This is a genomic window from Streptomyces sp. NPDC006602, assembly GCF_042870385.1.
Lineage (GTDB): Bacteria > Actinomycetota > Actinomycetes > Streptomycetales > Streptomycetaceae > Streptomyces.
In genome coordinates this window covers 384,020-403,113 of the sequence record NZ_JBIAHG010000005.1, presented here as the reverse complement: position 1 = coordinate 403,113, position 19,094 = coordinate 384,020, and the positions used below count along the sequence as shown (strand labels likewise).

Annotated in this window: 22 protein-coding genes and 1 tRNA gene; 18 read left to right on the top strand and 5 right to left on the bottom strand. The window is 70.1% G+C overall.

Annotated elements, in window-relative coordinates; translation table 11 throughout:
- Window positions 1-30 precede the first annotated feature (30 nt).
- Complete coding sequence (locus ACFYO2_RS16955; protein ID WP_388349274.1) at window positions 31-816, bottom strand: aminotransferase class IV family protein; 786 nt, start codon at window positions 814-816, stop codon at window positions 31-33.
- A 153-nt stretch (window positions 817-969) separates the two neighbouring features.
- Window positions 970-1,353: a winged helix-turn-helix domain-containing protein gene (locus ACFYO2_RS16950; RefSeq protein ID WP_362908506.1), complete on the bottom strand. Its 384-nt coding sequence runs from the start codon at window positions 1,351-1,353 to the stop codon at window positions 970-972.
- Between the two features lie 524 nt (window positions 1,354-1,877).
- Between ACFYO2_RS16950 and ACFYO2_RS16945 the strand changes: the two genes are divergently transcribed.
- From ACFYO2_RS16945 to ACFYO2_RS16875, 15 genes are all read left to right on the top strand, one after another.
- Complete coding sequence (locus ACFYO2_RS16945) at window positions 1,878-2,147, top strand: DUF6284 family protein (RefSeq protein WP_388349271.1); 270 nt, start codon at window positions 1,878-1,880, stop codon at window positions 2,145-2,147.
- Window positions 2,144-2,416 (top strand): hypothetical protein, encoded by a 273-nt coding sequence (locus ACFYO2_RS16940; protein ID WP_388349269.1) that lies wholly within the window; start codon window positions 2,144-2,146, stop codon window positions 2,414-2,416. The genes ACFYO2_RS16945 and ACFYO2_RS16940 overlap by 4 nt, the downstream gene beginning before the upstream one ends.
- Entirely contained in the window at window positions 2,413-3,315 is a 903-nt protein-coding gene (locus ACFYO2_RS16935) for a DUF2637 domain-containing protein (protein WP_388349267.1), read from the top strand. Before ACFYO2_RS16940 ends, ACFYO2_RS16935 begins: the two co-directional genes overlap by 4 nt.
- The gene (locus tag ACFYO2_RS16930) at window positions 3,315-3,662 is read left to right on the top strand and encodes an RRQRL motif-containing zinc-binding protein (protein WP_388349265.1); all 348 of its coding nucleotides are present in this window, start codon (window positions 3,315-3,317) and stop codon (window positions 3,660-3,662) included. Before ACFYO2_RS16935 ends, ACFYO2_RS16930 begins: the two co-directional genes overlap by 1 nt.
- Complete coding sequence (locus tag ACFYO2_RS16925; RefSeq protein ID WP_388349263.1) at window positions 3,662-3,979, top strand: hypothetical protein; 318 nt, start codon at window positions 3,662-3,664, stop codon at window positions 3,977-3,979. The genes ACFYO2_RS16930 and ACFYO2_RS16925 overlap by 1 nt, the downstream gene beginning before the upstream one ends.
- 2 nt (window positions 3,980-3,981) lie before the next feature.
- Entirely contained in the window at window positions 3,982-4,152 is a 171-nt protein-coding gene (locus ACFYO2_RS16920; protein ID WP_388349618.1) for a pRL2-8, read from the top strand.
- Window positions 4,146-4,454, top strand: a complete 309-nt coding sequence (locus tag ACFYO2_RS16915) for a hypothetical protein (protein ID WP_388349261.1) — start codon at window positions 4,146-4,148, stop codon at window positions 4,452-4,454. The genes ACFYO2_RS16920 and ACFYO2_RS16915 overlap by 7 nt, the downstream gene beginning before the upstream one ends.
- A 105-nt stretch (window positions 4,455-4,559) precedes the next feature.
- Window positions 4,560-6,689 (top strand): FtsK/SpoIIIE domain-containing protein, encoded by a 2,130-nt coding sequence (locus ACFYO2_RS16910; RefSeq protein ID WP_388349259.1) that lies wholly within the window; start codon window positions 4,560-4,562, stop codon window positions 6,687-6,689.
- A gap of 204 nt (window positions 6,690-6,893) precedes the next feature.
- Window positions 6,894-7,370 (top strand): hypothetical protein, encoded by a 477-nt coding sequence (locus ACFYO2_RS16905; protein WP_388349257.1) that lies wholly within the window; start codon window positions 6,894-6,896, stop codon window positions 7,368-7,370.
- An 89-nt stretch (window positions 7,371-7,459) separates the two neighbouring features.
- Window positions 7,460-8,155: an SAM-dependent methyltransferase gene (locus ACFYO2_RS16900; RefSeq protein WP_388349255.1), complete on the top strand. Its 696-nt coding sequence runs from the start codon at window positions 7,460-7,462 to the stop codon at window positions 8,153-8,155.
- Entirely contained in the window at window positions 8,152-8,811 is a 660-nt protein-coding gene (locus ACFYO2_RS16895; protein ID WP_388349253.1) for a class I SAM-dependent methyltransferase, read from the top strand. Before ACFYO2_RS16900 ends, ACFYO2_RS16895 begins: the two co-directional genes overlap by 4 nt.
- Window positions 8,808-9,656 carry a DNA primase gene (locus ACFYO2_RS16890; protein ID WP_388349251.1) on the top strand — a complete coding sequence of 283 codons (849 nt, stop codon included), beginning with the start codon at window positions 8,808-8,810 and terminating at the stop codon, window positions 9,654-9,656. The genes ACFYO2_RS16895 and ACFYO2_RS16890 overlap by 4 nt, the downstream gene beginning before the upstream one ends.
- Window positions 9,657-9,658: 2 nt before the next feature.
- A complete protein-coding gene (locus tag ACFYO2_RS16885) occupies window positions 9,659-11,131 on the top strand; it encodes an ATP-binding protein (protein ID WP_388349249.1) in 1,473 nt (490 codons plus the stop codon).
- 449 nt (window positions 11,132-11,580) lie between these two features.
- The gene (locus ACFYO2_RS16880; RefSeq protein ID WP_388349247.1) at window positions 11,581-11,769 is read left to right on the top strand and encodes a helix-turn-helix transcriptional regulator; all 189 of its coding nucleotides are present in this window, start codon (window positions 11,581-11,583) and stop codon (window positions 11,767-11,769) included.
- Between the two features lie 60 nt (window positions 11,770-11,829).
- Window positions 11,830-13,239 carry a tyrosine-type recombinase/integrase gene (locus ACFYO2_RS16875; protein WP_388349245.1) on the top strand — a complete coding sequence of 470 codons (1,410 nt, stop codon included), beginning with the start codon at window positions 11,830-11,832 and terminating at the stop codon, window positions 13,237-13,239.
- A gap of 129 nt (window positions 13,240-13,368) precedes the next feature.
- Here the strand turns inward: ACFYO2_RS16875 and ACFYO2_RS16870 are convergent.
- Together ACFYO2_RS16870 and ACFYO2_RS16865 are read right to left on the bottom strand one after the other, a co-directional pair.
- Window positions 13,369-13,455, bottom strand: a tRNA-Ser gene (locus tag ACFYO2_RS16870).
- 60 nt (window positions 13,456-13,515) lie between these two features.
- Window positions 13,516-15,096, bottom strand: a complete 1,581-nt coding sequence (locus ACFYO2_RS16865) for a S1C family serine protease (RefSeq protein WP_388349243.1) — start codon at window positions 15,094-15,096, stop codon at window positions 13,516-13,518.
- Window positions 15,097-15,359: 263 nt separating this feature from the next.
- On the opposite strand from ACFYO2_RS16865, the gene ACFYO2_RS16860 reads away from it, so the two are divergent.
- The 3 genes from ACFYO2_RS16860 to ACFYO2_RS16850 all read left to right on the top strand — a co-directional run bounded on the left by ACFYO2_RS16860 (window position 15,360) and on the right by ACFYO2_RS16850 (window position 18,254).
- Complete coding sequence (locus ACFYO2_RS16860; RefSeq protein ID WP_388349241.1) at window positions 15,360-16,187, top strand: glycerophosphodiester phosphodiesterase; 828 nt, start codon at window positions 15,360-15,362, stop codon at window positions 16,185-16,187.
- Between the two features lie 139 nt (window positions 16,188-16,326).
- Window positions 16,327-17,031, top strand: coding sequence for an ATP-binding protein (locus tag ACFYO2_RS16855; protein ID WP_388349239.1), 705 nt, complete (start codon window positions 16,327-16,329; stop codon window positions 17,029-17,031).
- Window positions 17,032-17,288: 257 nt separating this feature from the next.
- A complete protein-coding gene (locus tag ACFYO2_RS16850; RefSeq protein WP_388349237.1) occupies window positions 17,289-18,254 on the top strand; it encodes a DUF5926 family protein in 966 nt (321 codons plus the stop codon).
- A 246-nt stretch (window positions 18,255-18,500) separates the two neighbouring features.
- Here the strand turns inward: ACFYO2_RS16850 and ACFYO2_RS16845 are convergent, their stop codons facing one another.
- Complete coding sequence (locus tag ACFYO2_RS16845; RefSeq protein WP_388349235.1) at window positions 18,501-19,049, bottom strand: hypothetical protein; 549 nt, start codon at window positions 19,047-19,049, stop codon at window positions 18,501-18,503.
- Between the last annotated feature and the right edge of the window lie 45 nt (window positions 19,050-19,094).

The following is a 19,094-nucleotide window of genomic DNA, read 5'->3' as shown; positions in this document are numbered from 1 at the left end:
GCCGCCCCGGAGAGGGGCGGCGGCAAGCGTCTACAGGCGGTCGCCGGGAATTCCGGCGAAGCCGACACGCAGTGCGCCGAGCACGGGGTGGTCCTGCGGGAACTGCACGTCGTCGAGCGCGCTCACGGAGCGCACACCGATCGATGTGTTCGTGGCGAATGCGGCGGCCATGTTCGGGACGTCGGCAAGCCTCACCGGGGCAGTGACCTGCTTGGGTGCGTCAAGGCTCTGGAGCAGGAGCATCGTCGTGCCAGGGAGCACGGGAGCGTCCGGCCAGATAACCGTTCCGTCCTTGTCAACAAAGCCGAGATTCCACGTGCCGCCCTCGGAGATGCGGCCGTCCGGTTCGACAAACGCCGCATCATCGAATCCGGCGAGTTGTGCGGCACGCCGAATCCGGAGCTGTGAGTGGAGACCGATGTGCTTCACCTCCGCACTGTCGCGAGTGAAGGTGAAGGACTTGGCGGTGAGTGGCGACGGGGACAAGGCACCCGCCGGCCGCAAGTTCACCAGAACGTGAGGGTCCTTGGCGTCACTGGGTCGCCCCATGTCGATCGCGGGATCAAAGATGGTGACGCGGAGACCTGCGACGCCGGTGACGCCGTCGGCTGCTTTGCGGATGTAGCTCAGGGTCCGCTCGCGGTCCAGGTCGACACCGAAGACGATGCGGCAGTCCCGCACCAAGCGGTCCAGGTGAAGCGAGAGGCCTCGGATGGTGCCGTCCTCCATGCGCATGGAGGTGAAGTGGCCGTAGTTCGTGAGGGCAAGGCTCTGGAGTTCGTCGAGGGTGACGGGTTTTCCGTTCAGTTCAGCCATGCGGCCAGTCTTGCAGCCGCTGACGGACTGCCAACACCCTGCTAAGCAGCCAAAGTTCGAATTAGTTCGGTGCGGGGGCGGCGGGAGTACGTACTCACGGAGCGCTCGCCAGGACACGCTAAGAGCATGACGACGAACGCACCGCGAGAGACGCTAGGCGCCGGGCTTCCCCTCGGTGGGGCCCACGGCGGCCTCAAGCTGCTTGATGCGCTCAACGAGGCCAGCCAGTTCGGCCGAGACGCGCGCAACTTCGGCTTGCAGGTCGGTCAGACGTTGGGCCGACTCGCGGGGCGTCTGCTCGCCGGGGGCAGTGTCACGCACGTAGGTGCCGCTCCCCGAGACGCCCTCTACGAGCCCCTCTTCCCGGAGCTGCGCGTAGGCGCCCTGCACGGTCATCAGCGATACGCCGAGCTTCTTGGCGTAGGCACGGCCGCCGGGGAGACGGTCCCCAGGGCCGAACGTCCCCGCGGCAATCTCGTCACGAATCCTGGCAGCGATTTCGCGGGCGTTGGGCTTCCTCTTCGTCTGTGAGTCCACCCCGAAAGCGTACTTGACCTAGGTCGCTCGAAATCAGGGCACGCGAGCACTTGACGACCCACGAGCGACCTAGGTAGCTTTCTCATCAACGGCAAGCGACCTAGGTCGCTCCGCTGGAAGATCTTTTGACCTGCACGAATAGCGCCCGGATGCACGGCCCGGAGCGAGCGCTACAGAGAACTCAACAGAGTGCCGACCCAGCCGCCTGAACACGGGTGGTCGATGGGTGCGGGTCACCACCCCGACCGCCCATGTCGGGCCGGGTGACCTGCCCGGATCCGCCCTTCGGGGCGGTGACTGGCATCGCTTGATTTGACTGCACGGAACCTTTCGTGGGCCGTCCGAGCCCGCGCTGAGCACCAGTGCTCACGGTCCCCGACACCAGCGCCGTACGCAGCGCTTCGTGCCGGGTGGCCGTGGCCGCTCGTGCACTACGAGAGGCCCTCACCACAACGGCGCGGCCCCGGTGCTGGAACACCGGAGCCGCTTTCGAGTCGTTCCCCTGCGAAAGGAACCACGACCCAATGGACCACATCGTCACTGTTCAGGACGCTGTTACCGCGTTCGCCGACTTCATGGAGCCAACGGACGCGGAGCTGGACGCGATCGAGCGGGAGATGCCCGCGATCCTGGCGGACGTTGATCTGCTGGACGCGCACATCATCACCCTGGACCGCACGCCGACGGAGTTGGACGCCCGCCGTATCCGCCGCGCCCGCCGCCGGGCGCTCGCCGCCCGGGTCGCGCTGCTCAACAGCGCGGCCGGCGCGAGCCTTCCCGGGGGTGCGGCATGAGCCCCGTCCGTCGGGAGGGGTGGCGCCTGGTCGCCACCGTGCTGTGCGTGCTCGCTGCGGCCGCCGCCTGCGTGACCGCGTTCGTCTACTCCTTCCCGCTGCCCGCTCTGGCGGTCGCAGTGGGCTGCTTCCTGGTCGCCCGGTACCTGCGTACCGAATCGTCCGGCCCGCTCACGATGGGGCCGGACAACGGCGACTCCGAGGAGTGGATGGGCGAGCGGTTCGTCTGGGAGCCGGGCGACCTCGATGACGAGGGGACCGGCCGATGAACCGCAAGGGCAAAACGCTGCTCGTTCTCGCGCTGGTCGCGGTCGTCGGCATGGCGTTTCGGGTCTCGTGGAACGCGCTGCGGGACATCGCGGGCGCGGTCGGCGCGGACAGTACCGCCGCCACGCTGTACCCGTTCGTGGTCGACGGCCTGATGGCCCTGGCCTTGGTTGCCACCCTCGTGCTCGCCGGGCGGGATCGGACGTTCGCGCTGCGGGTGCTGGGCACCTACACCGGCGCCTCACTGGTCCTCAACTACGTGCACGGGCTGGTTCCGGAGCTGCACGGCAGCACGGTCGATTGGGGGCGGCTCGCGGACTGGGATCCGGCGAACTGGGCCCTGGTCCTGCTGGCCACGTCGCTTCCGGTCGGGTCGATCTACTTCGGTTCCGATCTGGTCGCCAAGGTCTTGCACCACCGACCCGCCCCGATTCCAGCCGCGAGCGCGAATGCGGAGGAATCCACCGAGACCAAGATGAATCGGTCTACGGCTGACCTGCTCGGATCGACCCCCGCGCCGATCACGGCAACGGTGGTCCGGGTGCCCGATCCGGTGCCGGTCGACTTCATGAAGTCGGCCGTGCCGGACAAGCCGGTCCCCTCGATCGCCCCGGTAGTCGAGTCGGCGCCGGTCACCTCGATCGAGCGGCGCACGACGGCCGCTGAGTCGACTCGATCGCGTCGGGCGACGGGACGCGTTCCCGACGTGGCCCGTACGCCCCGCCCCAAGCGCACGCCGGATCAGCTGCTCGCCGAAGCGCGGGCGGTGACGGCCCAATGGCCGGACGCGAAGGTGACCGCTGAGGGCATCCGCCGGGAAGTGCACACGTCGCCGGTGAACGCGCGGACGCTGCGGGACACGATCCTCGCCGAACGCGCCGCATCGGCTGAGGCCGCGTGATGGGGACGCTGCCCGTCTACCGGTGGCATCTGGCCCCGGACGGCTACGCCACCCGCCGCCAACTGAGGGCGCGCGACCTGCGGCCCGGCGGTCAGGACGTGGCCGCCCAGCTGGAACGGCCACGCCGCCGCCGGGGACCGCTGGTGGCCTACCTCTACCGCATCGAAGTCGCCAAGCCGGTCCGGCCGATGACGCCGGCCCGGTGGGCGGCTCTGGCCAAGGCCAACGCCGCCCGCCGCGTCTGCCCCAAGTGCCGGCGGGACGCCGGATACGTCATCCCCACCTCGCTCGGCACCTGCGTGCCCTGCGCCTCCCCCGACCCCTGCGACTCCCTGAGGAGTACCTGATGGGCAACGCCGACATCCGCCGCCTGGACCGCGAGATCCAGGCGACCACGAAGAAGCTGGAAGCCGTACGGCGGGGTGAGTGGTGGCCGCTGAACGGCAGCGAGCGCCGCGCCATGGCACGCGCCCTGGCCGGCGGCTCCTACCGGATCGCCCGGGGCCGCAGCGCGGGCCGTGCCGAGGAGGGGATGGAGTCCACCGGCTCTGCTGCCGAGATGCGGTTGAACGCGGAGCTGACCGCCCTGCACGCCGAACGTCAGCGCCTCATCACCGAGGCCGCCACCGCCAAGGCCGCCAAGAAGTCGTCGGGGTGGTGGTGACCATGGCCGCCAAGGAGACGCCTCCCGGCGAGTGCCCGGAGTGCTGGCAGCACGCCCACGACCGGCGCATTCACCGCAAGCTCAAGCCGCGCGAGGACTGCCCGCAGTGCGTTGACCACATGGTCAACGGCCACCCCAACATCGTGCCCAAGAAGAAGACGAGCTGGTGGTGAGCATGGACCGCCGCTGCCCCGCCGCCCACCCGGAAGACCCCACGCCCTGCGCCGGTCCGGTCGTCGTGACCGTGCTGGACGCCCACAACGCCGGGGCCGACGGGTGCGAGCACCACGCCGCCCGCCTGCTGGCCTCCCTCGACGGCGGGCGCGTCTACGCCCTGCCCGACGCCCCGCCCGGCGCCGCCATCCGCGTCTTCAAGGCCGCCGACGGCACCCGCCCGTTCTGCTGGCTCGACGGCCCGCGCACCCAGCCGTCCCAGCTCAGCCACGCGGAGAACCGCGCCCGGCACCGCCACTGACCCGCGCCGCCGCCCGCCGGGGTGGCCGTCCCTGCCACGGACCCGGCCACCCCGGCTATCTCCCCAACTCCCGCCCCGACCAGGGCAGTCAGGAGACACCCCAGCATGACCGAGAACGTCGTTCACCTCCACAAGACCCCCGAACCCCCTGCCCAGGACGCGCCTGTCACCACCTTGACCGTCGTCCCCAACCCGGCACCGGCCGCGCCCGTGCCGCTGTGGGTCCGCTCCGGCCGCGCCATCACGACCGGCGTGACACACGAGCGGACGAAGACGGTCGTCCGCGCAACGGCCCGACACAGCCTCTACACCCTCAACGGCGGCCGGATCGTGGCCCGCCGGGCGTGGGACGGCCGCACCGGCTCGCGGTACGAGCGGATGATCCGGGCGGCGGAAGCCGCGGGGAACCTGGAAGCGGCTGAGGAGTGGGAGGAGCGGCTGCAGCGCTTCCGCGCCGCCCGCCACCACCGCCGCATGGACCTGCTCCACTCCCCGGTCGACGCGGCCAAGGGTGTTGCCGTCGGCACCGGCATGAGCATCGGCGTCCTGGTCGCCCTCGGAGTGGTGATGGCCCTCAACACCAAGGAGATCGGGGACGTCATCACCCCGCTCCAGGCCACCATCGAGTTCATCGGCGCACTCATCCGGATCGTGCAGGTGGTGTGGGGCACGCTGATCATCGTCGGCCCGCTGCTGGCCCTGCTCGCCCTGTGGTCGGTCGGCAGCAAGCAGCAAGCCGCACCCCAGTGGGCGCTCCCGGACAACGTCCGCAACGGCGAGGGCGAACCCATCACTCCGTCCATCGTGGTCAAGGCCCTGCGTGACCTCGGCATCGCTCCGCTGAAGACGGCTATCAAGGAGATGGGTGACGCCGGCGCCTCCATGCTCGGACCGATCCGGATCGCCGGATGCGGTGTCGAGGTCGACGTCACCCTCCCGTCCGGGGTGGCGACGAACGAGGTACAGAACCGGCGCCGCAAGCTCGCGGAGAACCTGACCCGGCACGAGCACGAGGTGTTCATCACGATCCCGGAAGCGGCCCGCACGGTCCGGCTGTGGATCGCCGACTCGGGGGCGCTGGATGAACCGATCGGCCCCTCTCCGCTGGTCACCGACGAGACGATGACCGCGAACTACAAGACCGGCAAGGCCCCGTGGGGGCAGGACCTGCGCGGGGATGCCGCCGCGATCAGCCTGTATCAGCGCCACCTGCTGGTCACGGGCCTGTCCAACCAGGGCAAGACCGCCGCCCTGCGGGCGCTGGCCCTGTGGCTGGCGCTGGATCGCTCCGTGCAGTTCTGGATCGCCGACCTGAAGGGCATCGGCGACTGGGCCATGTTCGAGGGCATCGCGCAGGTGCTGATCGAGGGCCCCTCCGACGACCACGTCATCCAGGCGACCGAGATGGTCGAGGACGCGGTGGAGGAGATGAACCGGCGGATCGAGGAGCGTCGCCGCGACCCGAGCATCGTCTTTCGGCCGCTGATCGTGCTGGTGGATGAGGCGCAGTTGGCGTTCATGTGCCCCGTCGTCGGTGATGACCGGCGGCCGTATGGCGGCTCCAAGGCCACCTCGCGGTACTTCATGGCGGTCCGCAAGATTCACAACCAGGGCCGTGCGGTCGACGTGCTGATGTGGCAGGGCACGCAGGACCCCACCGATCAGAACCTTCCCAAGCTGGTCCGCGAGGGAGCCCACACGCGCGCCTCGCTCGTGCTGGGCACGGAGTCGCAGGCCCGCATGGCGCTGGGTGACAAGGCCGTGGATGGCGGCGCCGCCCCGCACCTGCTGCGCCAGGGCCTGGACAAGGGAACCCTCGTGGTCGCCTCGGACGGCATCACGATCCCCGCCGGGCAGGCATCCATCACGGTGCGGACCCACTTCATCGACGAGGAGCCGGCCGCCGAGGTTGCCGACCGGGCCAAGGCCCTGCGCGACGGCGTGACCACCCTGCGCGTGGTCGACCAGGGCGAGGAGCGGGACGCGCTCGCCGACGTCGCCCAGGTGATCGGCGATGCGCCGCGGCTGCGGACCAACGAGGTCCTCAAGCGGCTGCACGCGCTGGACGCGAAGGTCTACGGCGACCAGTGGACCAACGACCGGCTCAAGAGCCTGTTGGAGGAGCACGGCGAGGAGCCGAAGAAGTCGCACGGGGTCATGGTCATCCACCGCGATCACGTCCTGCGGGCGCTCGCCAACCGCGACGAGAACGGTTCCGCTTCCGCCGCCCAGTAGCGGGGAGGAACGGCCGTCCGGCCCGGGGAGGCGGGGAGAACTCCCCAACCCCCTCCCCAGACCGCCTCCCCCACGCTGATCAGCGAAAACACCGTTTCGGGGAGGCGGGGAGGCCCGCAGGTCAGACCCCCGAAACACCCCTCCACACGGCACCCCGAAGGGGGTGCCCCTGCCTCCCCAACCCAGCACCGGAAGGGATTCCGCATGTACCCCGACAACGCCCCTGCCAGCGTCCGCCCGGACGCCGGACTGACCGAGGACGAGGCCGCCGCCGAGGCCCGCCGGATCATCGCCGACGCCTACCGGCCCACCGCCTACCGCGACGACACCCCCACGCCCGCTCACGGCACCACCCCGCCTGTCATCCAGCCCGGACGGCCCCCGATGAGCCAGGGCGCCACCGACGCCAGCGTGCTCATGCTCGCCGGCGGCACCACCACCGCCATGGTCGGCGGCACCGCGGCGGTGCTCATGTACCTCTCCCAGTTCGCCGACCCGCTCGTGTGCGGTCTCGTGTTCGGCGCCCCCACCGCCCTCGTGCTCGCCCTCGCCCGACTCGCCGCGAGGGCCAAGCCCGCCCCGGACGTCCACCACCACTACGAGGGCCCCGTCTACCAAGACCGGCGCAACGTCCACACCCGCACGACCGGCGTGTGGGCCAAGACCAACAACCACCAGTAGCTACGCCAAGGGCGGCCCCCTCGTCTCGCCAAAGTCGCGGGGCCGCCCTTGTCCACCTGCCACTGACTGACCTGTGGAGGTCTCCAAGCATGACGCAACCCACCGACATCCGGCGAGTACGCGGCGCCCGGCCGCGCCTGCTGGACCTGTACTGCAAGCAGGGCGGCGCCGCCAAGGGCTACGCCGACGCCGGGTTCGACGTGACCGGCGTCGACAAGGACCCGCAGCCCCGCTACCCGTACCGGTTCGTGCAGGCCGACGCCATCGACTTCGTCCTCGAACACGGCGCCGCGTTCGACTTCATCCACGCATCCCCGCCCTGCCAGCACGACACCGAATGCCAGCGCCTCCAGGGCAACGCCCACCCCGACCTGATCGCCCCCACCCGCGCCGCCCTGAACTCCACCGGGCGGCCGTGGGTGATGGAGAACGTCGGCGGCGCCGCGCCCAAACTGCACGCTCCGGTGATGCTGTGCGGGCCCATGTTCGCCCTGGACACCTACCGGCACCGCTACTTCGAGACCGGCGGCGGCTTCACCCTCGGACAGCCGGTCCACCCGCCGCACCTGGTGCCGCAGGCCAAGATGGGCCGCCCCATCCCGCCCGGCCACTACGGCCAGTTCGTCGGCAACTTCTCCGGCGTCGACCTCGCCCGCCGCGTGATGGGCGTGCCATGGATGAACCGCGACGGCATCCGCGAGTGCATCCCGCCCGCCTACGCCCACCACATCGGCACGGCCGCGCTCGCCGTACTCGTCACGGACGGTCTGGGGGTGGCCGCGTGAGCGCCCGCGTCCTGCCGTTGCGGCGGCCGAACGGGCGGCGGGTGCTGGATGTGTGCTGCGGTGGTGGTGGGCTGTCTATGGGCTACTACCTCGCCGGGTTCGACGTCGTCGGCGTCGACATCCGCCCGCAGCCCAACTACCCCTTCCCCTTCGTCCAGGCCGACGGGATCGACTACACCGCCGAACGCGGGCACACCTTCGACCTGGTCCACGGGTCCTGGCCGTGCGAGCGCTACGCCACCGTGACCAAGTGGCGCGGCAACCCCGACACCCATCCCGACCTGATCGGCCCCGGACGGGAGGTCATGCAGGCCACCGGGCGGCCGTGGGTCATGGAGAACGTGCCCGAGACGGCAGCCGCGGGCGTGCTGCGCCCGGACTACATCCTGTGCGGCTCGCAGTTCGGCCTCAGGGTCCGCCGTCACCGGGTGTTCGAGACGTCCTGGCACGGCGGCGGGGAACTCCTCCCGCCCTGCTGGCACCCCAGCGGCCGCCACAAGCTCATGCCGTTCGAGCACAAGAACGAACGCGCCTACGCCGACGCCATGGGCTGCACCTGGATGACCAACCTCGAAGCCCGCAAAGCCGTACCCCCCGCCTACACCCACTGGATCGCCGCACAGTTCCTCGCCCTCGAAGGGAGGACCGCCGCATGACCGCCGCCCCGGCCCTGATGGACACCGCGCTCATGCTGGCCGCCCACGGCATCCCGCCCCTGCCCCTGCGGGCGGGCAAGGTGCCGTTCGGCAACTGCCCGGACTGCACCGGCAACGCGTGCGGCGGGCGGCCGAACATGAAGACGCCCGGCCCCTGCCAGTGCCCTGGCGTCTGCCACGCCTGGGCCGCCGCCACCACCGACCCGCGAACCCTCACCTCCCCGGCATGGGAGACGGCGTGGCGCCGGGCCGCCGCCGTCGCCTACCACCCCGGCGGCGCTGGCATGACCGTCGTCGACCTGGACAACGCGGCGGCCGTCGCCTGGGCCCGCGCCACCCTGCCCGCCACACGGACCGTGGAGACGACGCGCGGTGAGCACTGGATTTACCGGAGTGCCATGACGTCACACAACGGCGTGCGTCCCGGCGTCGACCTCAAGTCGACCATGGCATACGCCCGTTGGCTTGGCCCCGGCACCGGCACCATGACCGACCTCCCCGACGTCGTCCGCGCGCTGGCCGTGAAGGAACCTCCCACCGTCCGGCCGACGCCCCGTTCCGTCTCCGTGCCCGCCCGGTCCCGCGGCGGGCAGTGCCCCCACCGCACGCCCGCGTTCCTGGAACGCGGTATCGCCATGGCCGAGCAGCGCATCACGGAAGCCCGCAGCGCGGTCCACGCGGCCGTGTACCGGACGTTCCTGGCGGTGCTGTCGACGCACGGTCGATGCGGCTGCCTCACCGACACCCACATCACGCGCCTGTTCACCGCCGCGCAGGCCAAGGGCGAATCCTCCCGACACTGCACCGACGCGTGGACCAACGCCCTCACCCGGTTGGGACTGTGACCATGTCCGACGACGACAAGAACCCGGCCCGCGAGGTCATCACCGACTACGCACAGAGCCACTTCCGGTACTTCCGCACCGCAGACGGCACCGTGTACGCGCAGAAGAACGGCCACCCCGTGGCCCGCCCGATCCGCTCGCAGGGCACGACGGGCAGCCACCGGCAGGAACTCATGGTCGGCCTCTTCCGCGACGGAGTGGGCGTGTTCAACGGCACCGCACTCAAGGAGGCATTGGACTTGATCGAAGCACTCGCGCTCACCGAGGACGTGCAGCCCGTACATATCCGCGTCGCCCCCGGATTCGACGGGGCGACGTGGCTGGACCTGGGCCGCAACGACGGGCAGTCCGTCCGTATCCACCCCACCGGCTGGGACATCGCCATCCCCGACCCGCGCGAGGTGTGCTGGCGGCGTACGCAGCTCACGGGCGAACTGCCCCTGCCGGTGAAGGACACCGACGGTAAGGGCATCGATCTGCTGCTGAGGCTGTGCAACTTCGCCAACGCCGAGACCGAGTGCCTGGCCATCGCCTGGCTCATCGGCTGCCTCGGACCGTCCGTGCCCGTCCCCGCCCCGTTCCTCACCGGACCGCAGGGCGCCGGCAAGTCCACCGGCGGGCGCATGCTCATCAGGATCATCGAAGGCATGAGCGGCGACCTGCGCCGCGCCCCGAAGGACGAGGAAAACCTGATCGCGGCCGTGGCCGCTGGATGGGTCACCGCCCTGGACAACCTTTCCCACATGACCCCGGACCTGTCCGACGCGATGTGCTGCATCGTCACCGGAGCCGAGAACGTCAAACGCGCTCTGTTCACCGACGGTGACGTGTTCCGCGCCCGCTACCGCCGCCCCCTGCTCCTGACCGGTATCGACGTGGGAGTCATCCGCCCCGACCTCGCCGAACGACTCCTGCCGCTGCGTCTGGAACGCCCCCGCGTCCGGCGAACGGAGGCGGAGCTGTGGGCGGAGTACGCGGAGGTTCTGCCCGTCGTCCTCGGGTCTCTCCTGGATCTCACGGTGAAGGTCCGCGCGGTCGAGGCGGAGACGCCCACCGATCTGCGGATGGCGGACTTCGCGCACCTGTGCGCGCAGCTCGACGCCGCGACCGGTTTCGGGGCGCTCACGGCTTACCGGGCCAGTCTGGACGACCTGAACGACGACGTGATCGAGGGTGACCTGTTGGCACAGACCGTCCTCAGGCACGCCGCAGACATCGAACCCGGTACAGAGCAGCGGATGACCTCCACGGAGTGGCTGCACTGCCTCACCCGCCTCTACACCGGCGAGGACTTCCGTCCCCTGCCCAAGGGGTGGCCGACCACCGGCAAAGTCCTCTCCGACCGTCTCAAGCGTCTCCAGCCGACGCTTGCCGCTCGTGGAGTCCTCATCGACTCGGGCCGCACCAGGGAGGGCCGCTACATCGAGATGACCCGCTCTCCGGCCACGTCCCCGCACGAGCAGCAGGCGTTCTGACCGGCACCGCCCCCGACCGCACGAGCAAGAGGAGCACCACCGGCGAGGCGTGCTCCTCTTGCTGTTCGGCGGCGGCGCCGCCCTGCGATGGACGTGCCGCGAAGCGGCTCCTTCTTCACGACCTGAGCCGCACCGCACCACCACAGACGCCCCTCTCTTTTTCCTAAGTGGGGAACGCTGCGTCACCTGCGTCACGGGGGCCCGGAAAACACCGGGTGACCTGCGTAGACACCCGTGACGCAGACGGCCGTTCTCTGCGTCACGCCGCGTCACCTGCGTCACCCGTGACGGACAGCCTGCGTCACCGATGACGCACCCACGAACCTCTGCGTCACCAGAAACCAGCAGGTCAGACGCGTGCATGACGCAGGTGACGCGGTGACGCAGAAATCCAGACCTCGGACACACGCACCCCGACCCAAGACCAGACCAAGCGAGGAGTAGCAACGATGGCCCGCCCGCAGATGCTCAAGCTCCCCGAAGTCCTCACCGAGATCGGCATGAGCCGCGCCGCCTTCTACCGCATGCGCGCCCGCGGCCAAGCCCCCCGTCTCCGCAAGCTCCCTAACGGACAAGTTCGCGTCAGTCGCGCCGACTTGGACACGTGGTGGGAGCGGTGCGAGCAGCACGCCGCGTAAACCTGCCCGCTTCACCGGGGCCCGCGCTGTGCGCGGGCCCCTCGTTCTGCTTGGAGAGACATGCTCACGTACGACGTCGATATCTGGTCCATCCGCAAGCGCGCCGGCCGCCCCAAGCCGTGGGAGCTGCGTTGGCGAGTGGGCGAGCGACCGCACTCGCGCAGTTTCAAGCTCAAGCCGCAGGCTGACGGTCGCCGGGCGGAGTTGATGGCCGCGCTGCGCGACCGCCAGCAATTCGACGAGGAAACGGGGCTCCCCGCGCGCGAATTGGCGTCGCGCACCTCGCCTTCCTGGTACGAGCACGTCACCGGATACGTCCTTATGAAGTGGCCGCAGGCCGCCGCCAAGCACCGCGCGAGCATCGCGGAGTCGCTCGCCGTTGTCACCGCCACGCTCGTCACCGGCAAGAGGGGAGCGCCGCGCCCGATGGTTCTGCGCGCTGCCCTGTACCAGTGGGCCTTCCGGGCGGTCCGCTCTCCCGAGGGGGCTTGGGTGCCGCGCCACGCGGTGGAAGAGCCCCCGGAAGACGTCCGCGCCGCCCTGGAGTGGATCGCCGCGCGCTCCATCAAGGTCAAGGACCTGGAGGACCCTGCGCTACTGCGACCGGCTTTGGAGGCTCTCTCGCTCCGTCTGGACGGAGGCAAAGCCGCTGAGAACACGGCCCGCCGCAAGCGCATGGTGCTGAGCAACGTGCTGCGCTACACGGTCGAAGAGAAGGGGCTACTCACCGCCAATCCACTGCCGCGCGTGGACTGGACACCTCCCGAGAGCGATGACGAGATTGATTTCCGGTACGTTCCGGACCCGGCTCTGGCTCGGTCGTTGCTCGGAGCCGTCCGTGACTCCGGGGCACGGGGTGAGCACCTGTACGCGTTCTTCGGGTGCCTCTACTACGCAGCCATGCGCCCTGGCGAGATCGTCGCGCTCAAGGAAGCGGACTGCACCTTGCCTCCCAACTCGCCTGAGAGCGTGAAGGAGTGGGGCGAGCTGTTGCTGGCGGAGAGTCGCCCGGAGGTGGGCGGCGGGTGGACGGACGACGGAACGTCGTACGAGACACGCGGACTCAAGCGGCGAAAGCGTGGTGCGACGCGAACAGTGCCCATCCCGCCTGTTCTCGTGCACCTGCTCCGTGAGCACATCGCACGCTACGGCACGGCTAACGACGGTCGGCTTTTCCGGGCTGCTCGGGGTGGACGGGTCCCGTCCACCGAATACTGCGACATCTGGGATAGAGCACGAAAGGCGGTGCTCTCCCCGCGCGAAGTCGAGTCCGACCTTGCGGCTGTTCCGTACTCCCTGCGCCACGCTGGCGTTTCCCTCTGGATCAAATCGGGGGTGGACCCGGCGGAGGTTGCCGCTCGCGCCGGCCACAGCATCGCCGTGTTGTACCGCTTCTACGCAAAGATCCTAAAGGGCGGTCAGCAGCACTCCAACAACCTGATCTCTCGTGCGCTGGACGAAGACGAGTAGCCCTGATCCTGGCCCACAGATGGCCCATACGTACTGGTCAGAACTGGGATACAGGCGAGAAGGGGTGAGACAGTGGGGTGCTCCGGCGACCGGGGCACCCCTTCTGACCAGCACCTAAGCTGACCTGCGCGGAGGCGGTGGGATTTGAACCCACGGTGACATCGCTGCCACGACGGTTTTCAAGACCGTTCCCTTAGGCCGCTCGGGCACGCCTCCCCGCGCCGCCGACGGGCAGCGCGGGGACAAGAGTAACTGTTGGCGGCGGGCGGTGTGGGATCAGCTGTCGCCTGTGCGGGAGCCCAGGGTGAGTTCGACCGTGTGGGTCTTGCCGTCGCGTTCGTAGGTGATGGTGACCTTGTCGCCGGGCTTGTGGGTCCAGATCTCGCCGATGAGGGTGGGCCCGGAGTCGATCACCCGGTCGTCGAGCTTGGTGATGACGTCGCCGGGCTTGAGGCCGGCCTTGTCGGCCGGGCCGCCCGCCTCGACGGGGTCGGAGCCGCTGGCGCCCTGTTGGGTGATCTGGGCGCCGTCCGTGGAGTCGTCCAGGGAGACGGACGCGCCGATCTTGGCGTAGACGGGCTTGCCGTTCTTGATCAGTTGCTGGGCGACGTATTTGGCCTGGTTGATCGGGATGGCAAAGCCGAGGCCGATCGAGCCGGACTGGCTGGTGCCGCCCAGGCCGCCGCCGCTGGTGGACTGGATCGCGGAGTTGATGCCGATGACGTTGCCCTGCGCGTCCAGGAGCGGTCCGCCGGAGTTGCCGGGGTTGATGGAGGCGTCGGTCTGCAGGGCGCTCATGTAGGACGCGTTGCTGCCGGTACCGTCGCTGGAGGCCACCGGGCGGTTCTTCGCGCTGATGATGCCTGTGGTGACCGTGTTGGAGAGCCCGAAGGGGGCGCCGATCGCGATCGTCGAGTCGCCGACCGCCACCTTGTCCGAGTCGCCGAGGGTCAGGGGCTTCAGGTCCGTCGGGGCGTTCTTGAGCTTGATGACCGCCACGTCGTAGCCCTGTGCGTGGCCGACGACCTCGGCGTCGTACTTCTTGCCGTTCGGGAAGGTCGCCGTGACCTTGCCGCCGTCGACCGCGTCGGCCACCACGTGGTTGTTGGTGACGATGTGGCCCTCGGTGTCGAAGACGAATCCGGTGCCGGTGCCGCCCTCGCCGCTGGTGGACTCGGACTCGATGGTGACGGTGCTGGGCAGCGCCTTTGCGGCGACGCCGGCGACCGTGCCGGGATCGCGCTTGATGGAGCCGCCGCTGTCCGAGGCGGAGACGGTCGTGGAGGAGCTGTTGTCGTCGTTCTTGGCCAGGGTGTAGCCGAGGCCGCCGCCGACGCCGCCCGCGACCAGCGCCGCCACCAGGATCGCGGCGACGAGGCCACCGCGTCCGCTGCGGGGCTTCGGCGTGGGCTGCTGGTAGGCGGCGCCCCAGACGGATCCAGAGCCGCCGGAGCCGCCGTCGCCGTACGGCGTGCCGCCAGAGCCGCCGCCGTACGGCGTGCCACCGGAACCGCCGGCATCGGCGTACGACGGGGTGGCCGGGGGCGGCGGGGGCGGCCAGGCTCCGTGCGGAGCCTGGCCTTCGTGTCCCTGCTGTCCCTGCTGGTTCTGCTGTCCCTGCGGGGCGCCGCCGGACTCCGCCGCGGCGTAGGTGGGGGCCTGGCCTGCGTGCACCAGCTGCTGCTCCTGTGCGCCGGTGGCGCCCGGCGGCGTCGGCGCCGGCGGAAGCGGAGGCGTCGGGGCGCCTGCGCCGGGAGCGATGGACTCCTGGGGCGCCGAAGCAGCGGGAGCATCCACCGGCACGGGGGGTGCGGACGGGGCCGGGGGTACCGCGGTGCCCTCGTTCTCGGTGCTCACAGCTTCTCTCCTCGATCCACGGCTGTAGTTTGTCGGTCGCACTCGGTCACGCGCTTCATGCTTCGCGTTGGTCGACGGTCCGGCGCGATGCAGCTGTGCATGTGTTTTGTATGCCGTTAGCTTTTCCCACAGGCCGTCAGAGCACCATAAGCGGTGCCTGTGGGTCCATGGCCATTCTTTATATAGGCCATGTTGGACAAATGAGGCGCAATCCCAAGGCCTCCGTTCGCGCGGGTACCCCTGCGCGGTGGCACCATTACGCGGTGACCCACGTACGACAGCACCGGATTCAGGTCGTCGCCCACCGCGGAGCCTCGGAAGAGGCCCCCGAGCACACGCTGGCCGCGTACAGGAAGGCGATCGAGGACGGCGCCGACGCCCTCGAGTGCGATGTCCGGCTGACCGCGGACGGCCATCTCGTCTGCGTCCACGACCGTCGCGTCAACCGTACGTCCAACGGCCGCGGAGCGGTCTCAGCGCTGGAACTCGCCGACCTCGCCGCCCTGGACTTCGGCTCCCGCAAGACCCGGGAGTTCTGGCGCACGCGCGACGAGGAGCCCGACTGGGAGTTCCGCCCCGAGGATCGCGAGGAGACCTCCGTCCTCACCCTGGAGCGGCTGCTCGAACTCGTCGCCGACGCGGGGCGCCGGGTGGAGCTGGCGATCGAGACCAAGCACCCCACACGGTGGGCGGGGCAGGTCGAGGAGCGGTTGCTGGTACTGCTCAAGCACTTCGGGCTGGACGCCCCGACGTCCGCGGAGGAGTCGCGGGTGCGGGTCATGAGCTTCTCGGCGCGCTCGCTGCACCGGGTGCGGTCCGCCTCGCCGACGCTACCGACGGTCTATCTGATGCAGTTCGTCTCGCCCCGGCTGCGTGACGGACGGCTGCCGGCGGGCGTCCGGATCGCGGGTCCCTCGATCCGGATCGTGCGCAATCACCCCGCGTACATCGAACGTCTGAAACGAGCCGGGCACCAGGTGCACGTGTGGACCGTGAACGAACCCGAGGACGTCGATCTCTGTGTCGACCTGGGTGTCGACGCCATCATCACCAACCGCCCGCGCGCGGTGCTGGGCAGGCTCGGCCGCTGACGCACGCGCGCGTGCCGCACGACTCTTGACCCGGCAGCCCCACTGGCCCCATCCTCCAGTCTCGGCCACACCGTCGAAATCAAGCCAGGCGACTACAGGGAGTGCCCCGGCGCGTTCGGTCCGTATTCGATCATTGCGAATGCGTCACCGGACATGGATTGGCCGGTTTCCGGTACAGGCCAATGGGGCATCCACACCGTGGCGTGGGGCAAAGGAGGTCTCGGGGGTGGCGTTGGTGGTGGCACAGGAGGTGCCCACGTCGTCGAGCATGGCCGTACCCCATGGCCCTGCGGGCGTGGGCAAGGCAAGACACCGTATGCGCGCTCAGCTGCGCAGGGGCGGTGTGTCGGAAGCGGTCATCGACGACGCCGTACTGATTCTTTCCGAACTCTTGAGCAATGCGTGCAAGCACGGCAGACCGCTGGGCGACGCCCTGGCCGGGGACGGCGACGTCCGGGCCGCATGGCGGGTGGACAGCGGCGGCAGGCTCACGGTCGAGGTGACGGACGGCGGTGGGCCCACCCGCCCGGCTCCGTCCACGCCCTCGGTCACCGCACACGGCGGCCGTGGGCTGAACATCATCACCGCGCTGGCCGACGACTGGGGCGTACGGGACGAAGCCCGCGGCGAGGTCACGGTGTGGGTCGTCGTCCACGACGTCGTCCATGACGTGGTCCACGATCCCGATGCCGGTCACCGACGCGACGACTTCGCCACGCGCTCCGCCACTCTCGGCTTCGCCCGAGCGGGAGGGACGCCCGGACCCCCCATGGCACCGTCGGTCTCGGGCATACCCGATATGGCCGAGCTGAACTTCGCCGACGCCTTCGACGAGCTGGACTGAGACCACCGGGCGGAGACCACCGGACGGAGACCACCGCGCGGAGACCACCGGACCGCGACGAGCCGGGCGCGGACCAGCGGACCGATACGACCGGGGCCGAGACCACCCAGACGGAACCAGCCGGTTCGCGGAGGATCCCGCACATTTGTCCACAGGTCTGCACGTAGGCCGCGTTGTCCACAGGCTTCGGTCGTTGATGGCGCAAACGGCTAGGCTCGCGCCCGTACGAGACGAGCCGTAACCGGGAGACACCCACGATGGCCAAGAAGCGACCTCAGACGAAGGCCAAGCGGCCGCAGCTCAGCGATGCGGAGATCCCGGTCGTCGGTGCCCGCGAGCCCTGCCCCTGCGGCAGCGGCCGCCGTTACAAGGCCTGTCACGGCCGGGCCGCCCAGCATGCCGTGACCGAGCTGGTGCAGCGCCCCTTCGACGGGCTGCCCGGCGAGTGCGACTGGGTGGCGCTGCGCGAGCTGGTGCCGGCCGCCACAGTGGAGCTGACGCTGAAGGGCGGCCTCCCCGAGGGCGTCCCGTCGGTCACACTGGCCACGGTACTGCCGATGGCCTGGCCGGCGCTGCGCCGCGACGACGGCTCGGTGCTGCTCGGCCTGCAGAACGACACGGCGTCGGGAGACATCAGCCGCGACCTCGCCGACACTCTCCGACGCGCGCTCACCGCCGACCCGGGCACTCCGGTCCAGTCCCGCCGTGCCCCGGCGGACGGTCCGCGACTGCAGGAACTGCTCGAGCCCGAAGGCGCCTTCGAGCCAGTTGTGCACCCGGGCTTCGAGTTCTGGGTCCCGGACGCGGAGAACGCCACGCCGGAGGTGACCGCGTCCCTGGAGCGGGCCAACGCCGCGGCCATCCCGACCGTGCGGCTGACCGGCGTGGACGCCGCGTACTGGTGCGAGACCCCGGACAAGAATCACCTGCGCTGGGTGATGCCGCACCCGGAGGAGCAGCTTCTGGACGCCCTGGCGCGGCTGCACGCGGCGGGCAGGTCGAACCTCGGCGAGGGCACCCGTCTCGTGGGCTCCTTCCGTGCTCATGGGCTCACCGTGCCGGTCTGGGACCTGCCGAGCGGAGTCACCGCGGAGGACATCGAGAAGCCGGCCGCGGAGTTCGCCGAGCGCCTCGCCGGCGCGCTGGCCACGGACGCACCGCTGACGACGGACGAGCGCCGCGCGCGCGGCGGGCTGACCAACCGGCAGGTCACGCTGAGTTGACACGAGCCGTGCGGCTGACCGGCCGGTCAGCCGCACGGGGTCCTCCGGAATCGGTGACTCCGCTCAACAACTCCCGTTCGCCGCAAGCCAGTCGGTGTCCGAATAGCCGAGCAAGAGCGGAGATCGAATTTGCGAACGGCCGATCTCTTGTTACCGTTTCAGTAGCCCGGTTGCTGGTGCATCCCCCGTCGCCAGCAACCGGGCCTTTTTCATGTCCGCGTGCCCTTTACGCAACGGGTTCACGCGTCAACTGCGCGTATCAGCCCCGGAGTTGCTCCCGGCCCGCAGCAGCAGCGGCCCGTCCTGGGCCCGCGCCGCGAACTCCGCGACCGCCGTGTACACGTCCAGGTCTCCTCTGGTGCGCTCCCGGGGTGTCTCACAGGTCCCCGGCTCGTCCTCGGCGCCCACCGCACAGTGCATCTGCACGGTGCGTCCGCCAGGTCCCATGAGGCTGAGTACGGAGTCCAGCGCGCCGCCGGTCGCATTGCGGTAGTAGGTCCGAGCCCACGTCTCCTCACCCTGCGTCAGCACACACGTCTGCGCCTCGACGCCGTCGGGGGAGGTGAGTTCGGGACCGCAGCGGGCGGCGGTGGCACGGCCGAGGCCGAGCAGCACCGGGGATCCGGCCGGCGCCTTGACATCGGCGGGTGGCGCGGAGGGACGTACCACGTCTCGGGCCGAAGAACCACGTACGGGCGGGCGCCCTTCGTCCATCTGTCCCGCGGACGCCATGGCCAGCGGCAGCGCGACCGCGCATGCCACGACGCCCGCGAGGGCGAGCAGACGAAGGTTCATGTACCGGAAGATACGAGAGGCGGCAGGCGTCCGGTTCCGCCCGCG

Excerpts from the sequence above, each read along its gene's own strand:
- ACFYO2_RS16955 (WP_388349274.1), bottom strand. The coding sequence starts at position 816 with ATGGCTGAACTGAACGGAAAACCCGTCACCCTCGACGAACTCCAGAGC.
- ACFYO2_RS16945 (WP_388349271.1), top strand. The coding sequence starts at position 1,878 with ATGGACCACATCGTCACTGTTCAGGACGCTGTTACCGCGTTCGCCGAC.
- ACFYO2_RS16940 (WP_388349269.1), top strand. The coding sequence starts at position 2,144 with ATGAGCCCCGTCCGTCGGGAGGGGTGGCGCCTGGTCGCCACCGTGCTG.
- ACFYO2_RS16935 (WP_388349267.1), top strand. The coding sequence starts at position 2,413 with ATGAACCGCAAGGGCAAAACGCTGCTCGTTCTCGCGCTGGTCGCGGTC.
- ACFYO2_RS16930 (WP_388349265.1), top strand. The coding sequence starts at position 3,315 with ATGGGGACGCTGCCCGTCTACCGGTGGCATCTGGCCCCGGACGGCTAC.
- ACFYO2_RS16925 (WP_388349263.1), top strand. The coding sequence starts at position 3,662 with ATGGGCAACGCCGACATCCGCCGCCTGGACCGCGAGATCCAGGCGACC.
- ACFYO2_RS16920 (WP_388349618.1), top strand. The coding sequence starts at position 3,982 with ATGGCCGCCAAGGAGACGCCTCCCGGCGAGTGCCCGGAGTGCTGGCAG.
- ACFYO2_RS16910 (WP_388349259.1), top strand. The coding sequence starts at position 4,560 with ATGACCGAGAACGTCGTTCACCTCCACAAGACCCCCGAACCCCCTGCC.
- ACFYO2_RS16905 (WP_388349257.1), top strand. The coding sequence starts at position 6,894 with ATGTACCCCGACAACGCCCCTGCCAGCGTCCGCCCGGACGCCGGACTG.
- ACFYO2_RS16900 (WP_388349255.1), top strand. The coding sequence starts at position 7,460 with ATGACGCAACCCACCGACATCCGGCGAGTACGCGGCGCCCGGCCGCGC.
- ACFYO2_RS16890 (WP_388349251.1), top strand. The coding sequence starts at position 8,808 with ATGACCGCCGCCCCGGCCCTGATGGACACCGCGCTCATGCTGGCCGCC.
- ACFYO2_RS16885 (WP_388349249.1), top strand. The coding sequence starts at position 9,659 with ATGTCCGACGACGACAAGAACCCGGCCCGCGAGGTCATCACCGACTAC.
- ACFYO2_RS16880 (WP_388349247.1), top strand. The coding sequence starts at position 11,581 with ATGGCCCGCCCGCAGATGCTCAAGCTCCCCGAAGTCCTCACCGAGATC.
- ACFYO2_RS16875 (WP_388349245.1), top strand. The coding sequence starts at position 11,830 with ATGCTCACGTACGACGTCGATATCTGGTCCATCCGCAAGCGCGCCGGC.
- ACFYO2_RS16855 (WP_388349239.1), top strand. The coding sequence starts at position 16,327 with ATGCGTCACCGGACATGGATTGGCCGGTTTCCGGTACAGGCCAATGGG.
- ACFYO2_RS16850 (WP_388349237.1), top strand. The coding sequence starts at position 17,289 with ATGGCCAAGAAGCGACCTCAGACGAAGGCCAAGCGGCCGCAGCTCAGC.
- ACFYO2_RS16845 (WP_388349235.1), bottom strand. The coding sequence starts at position 19,049 with ATGAACCTTCGTCTGCTCGCCCTCGCGGGCGTCGTGGCATGCGCGGTC.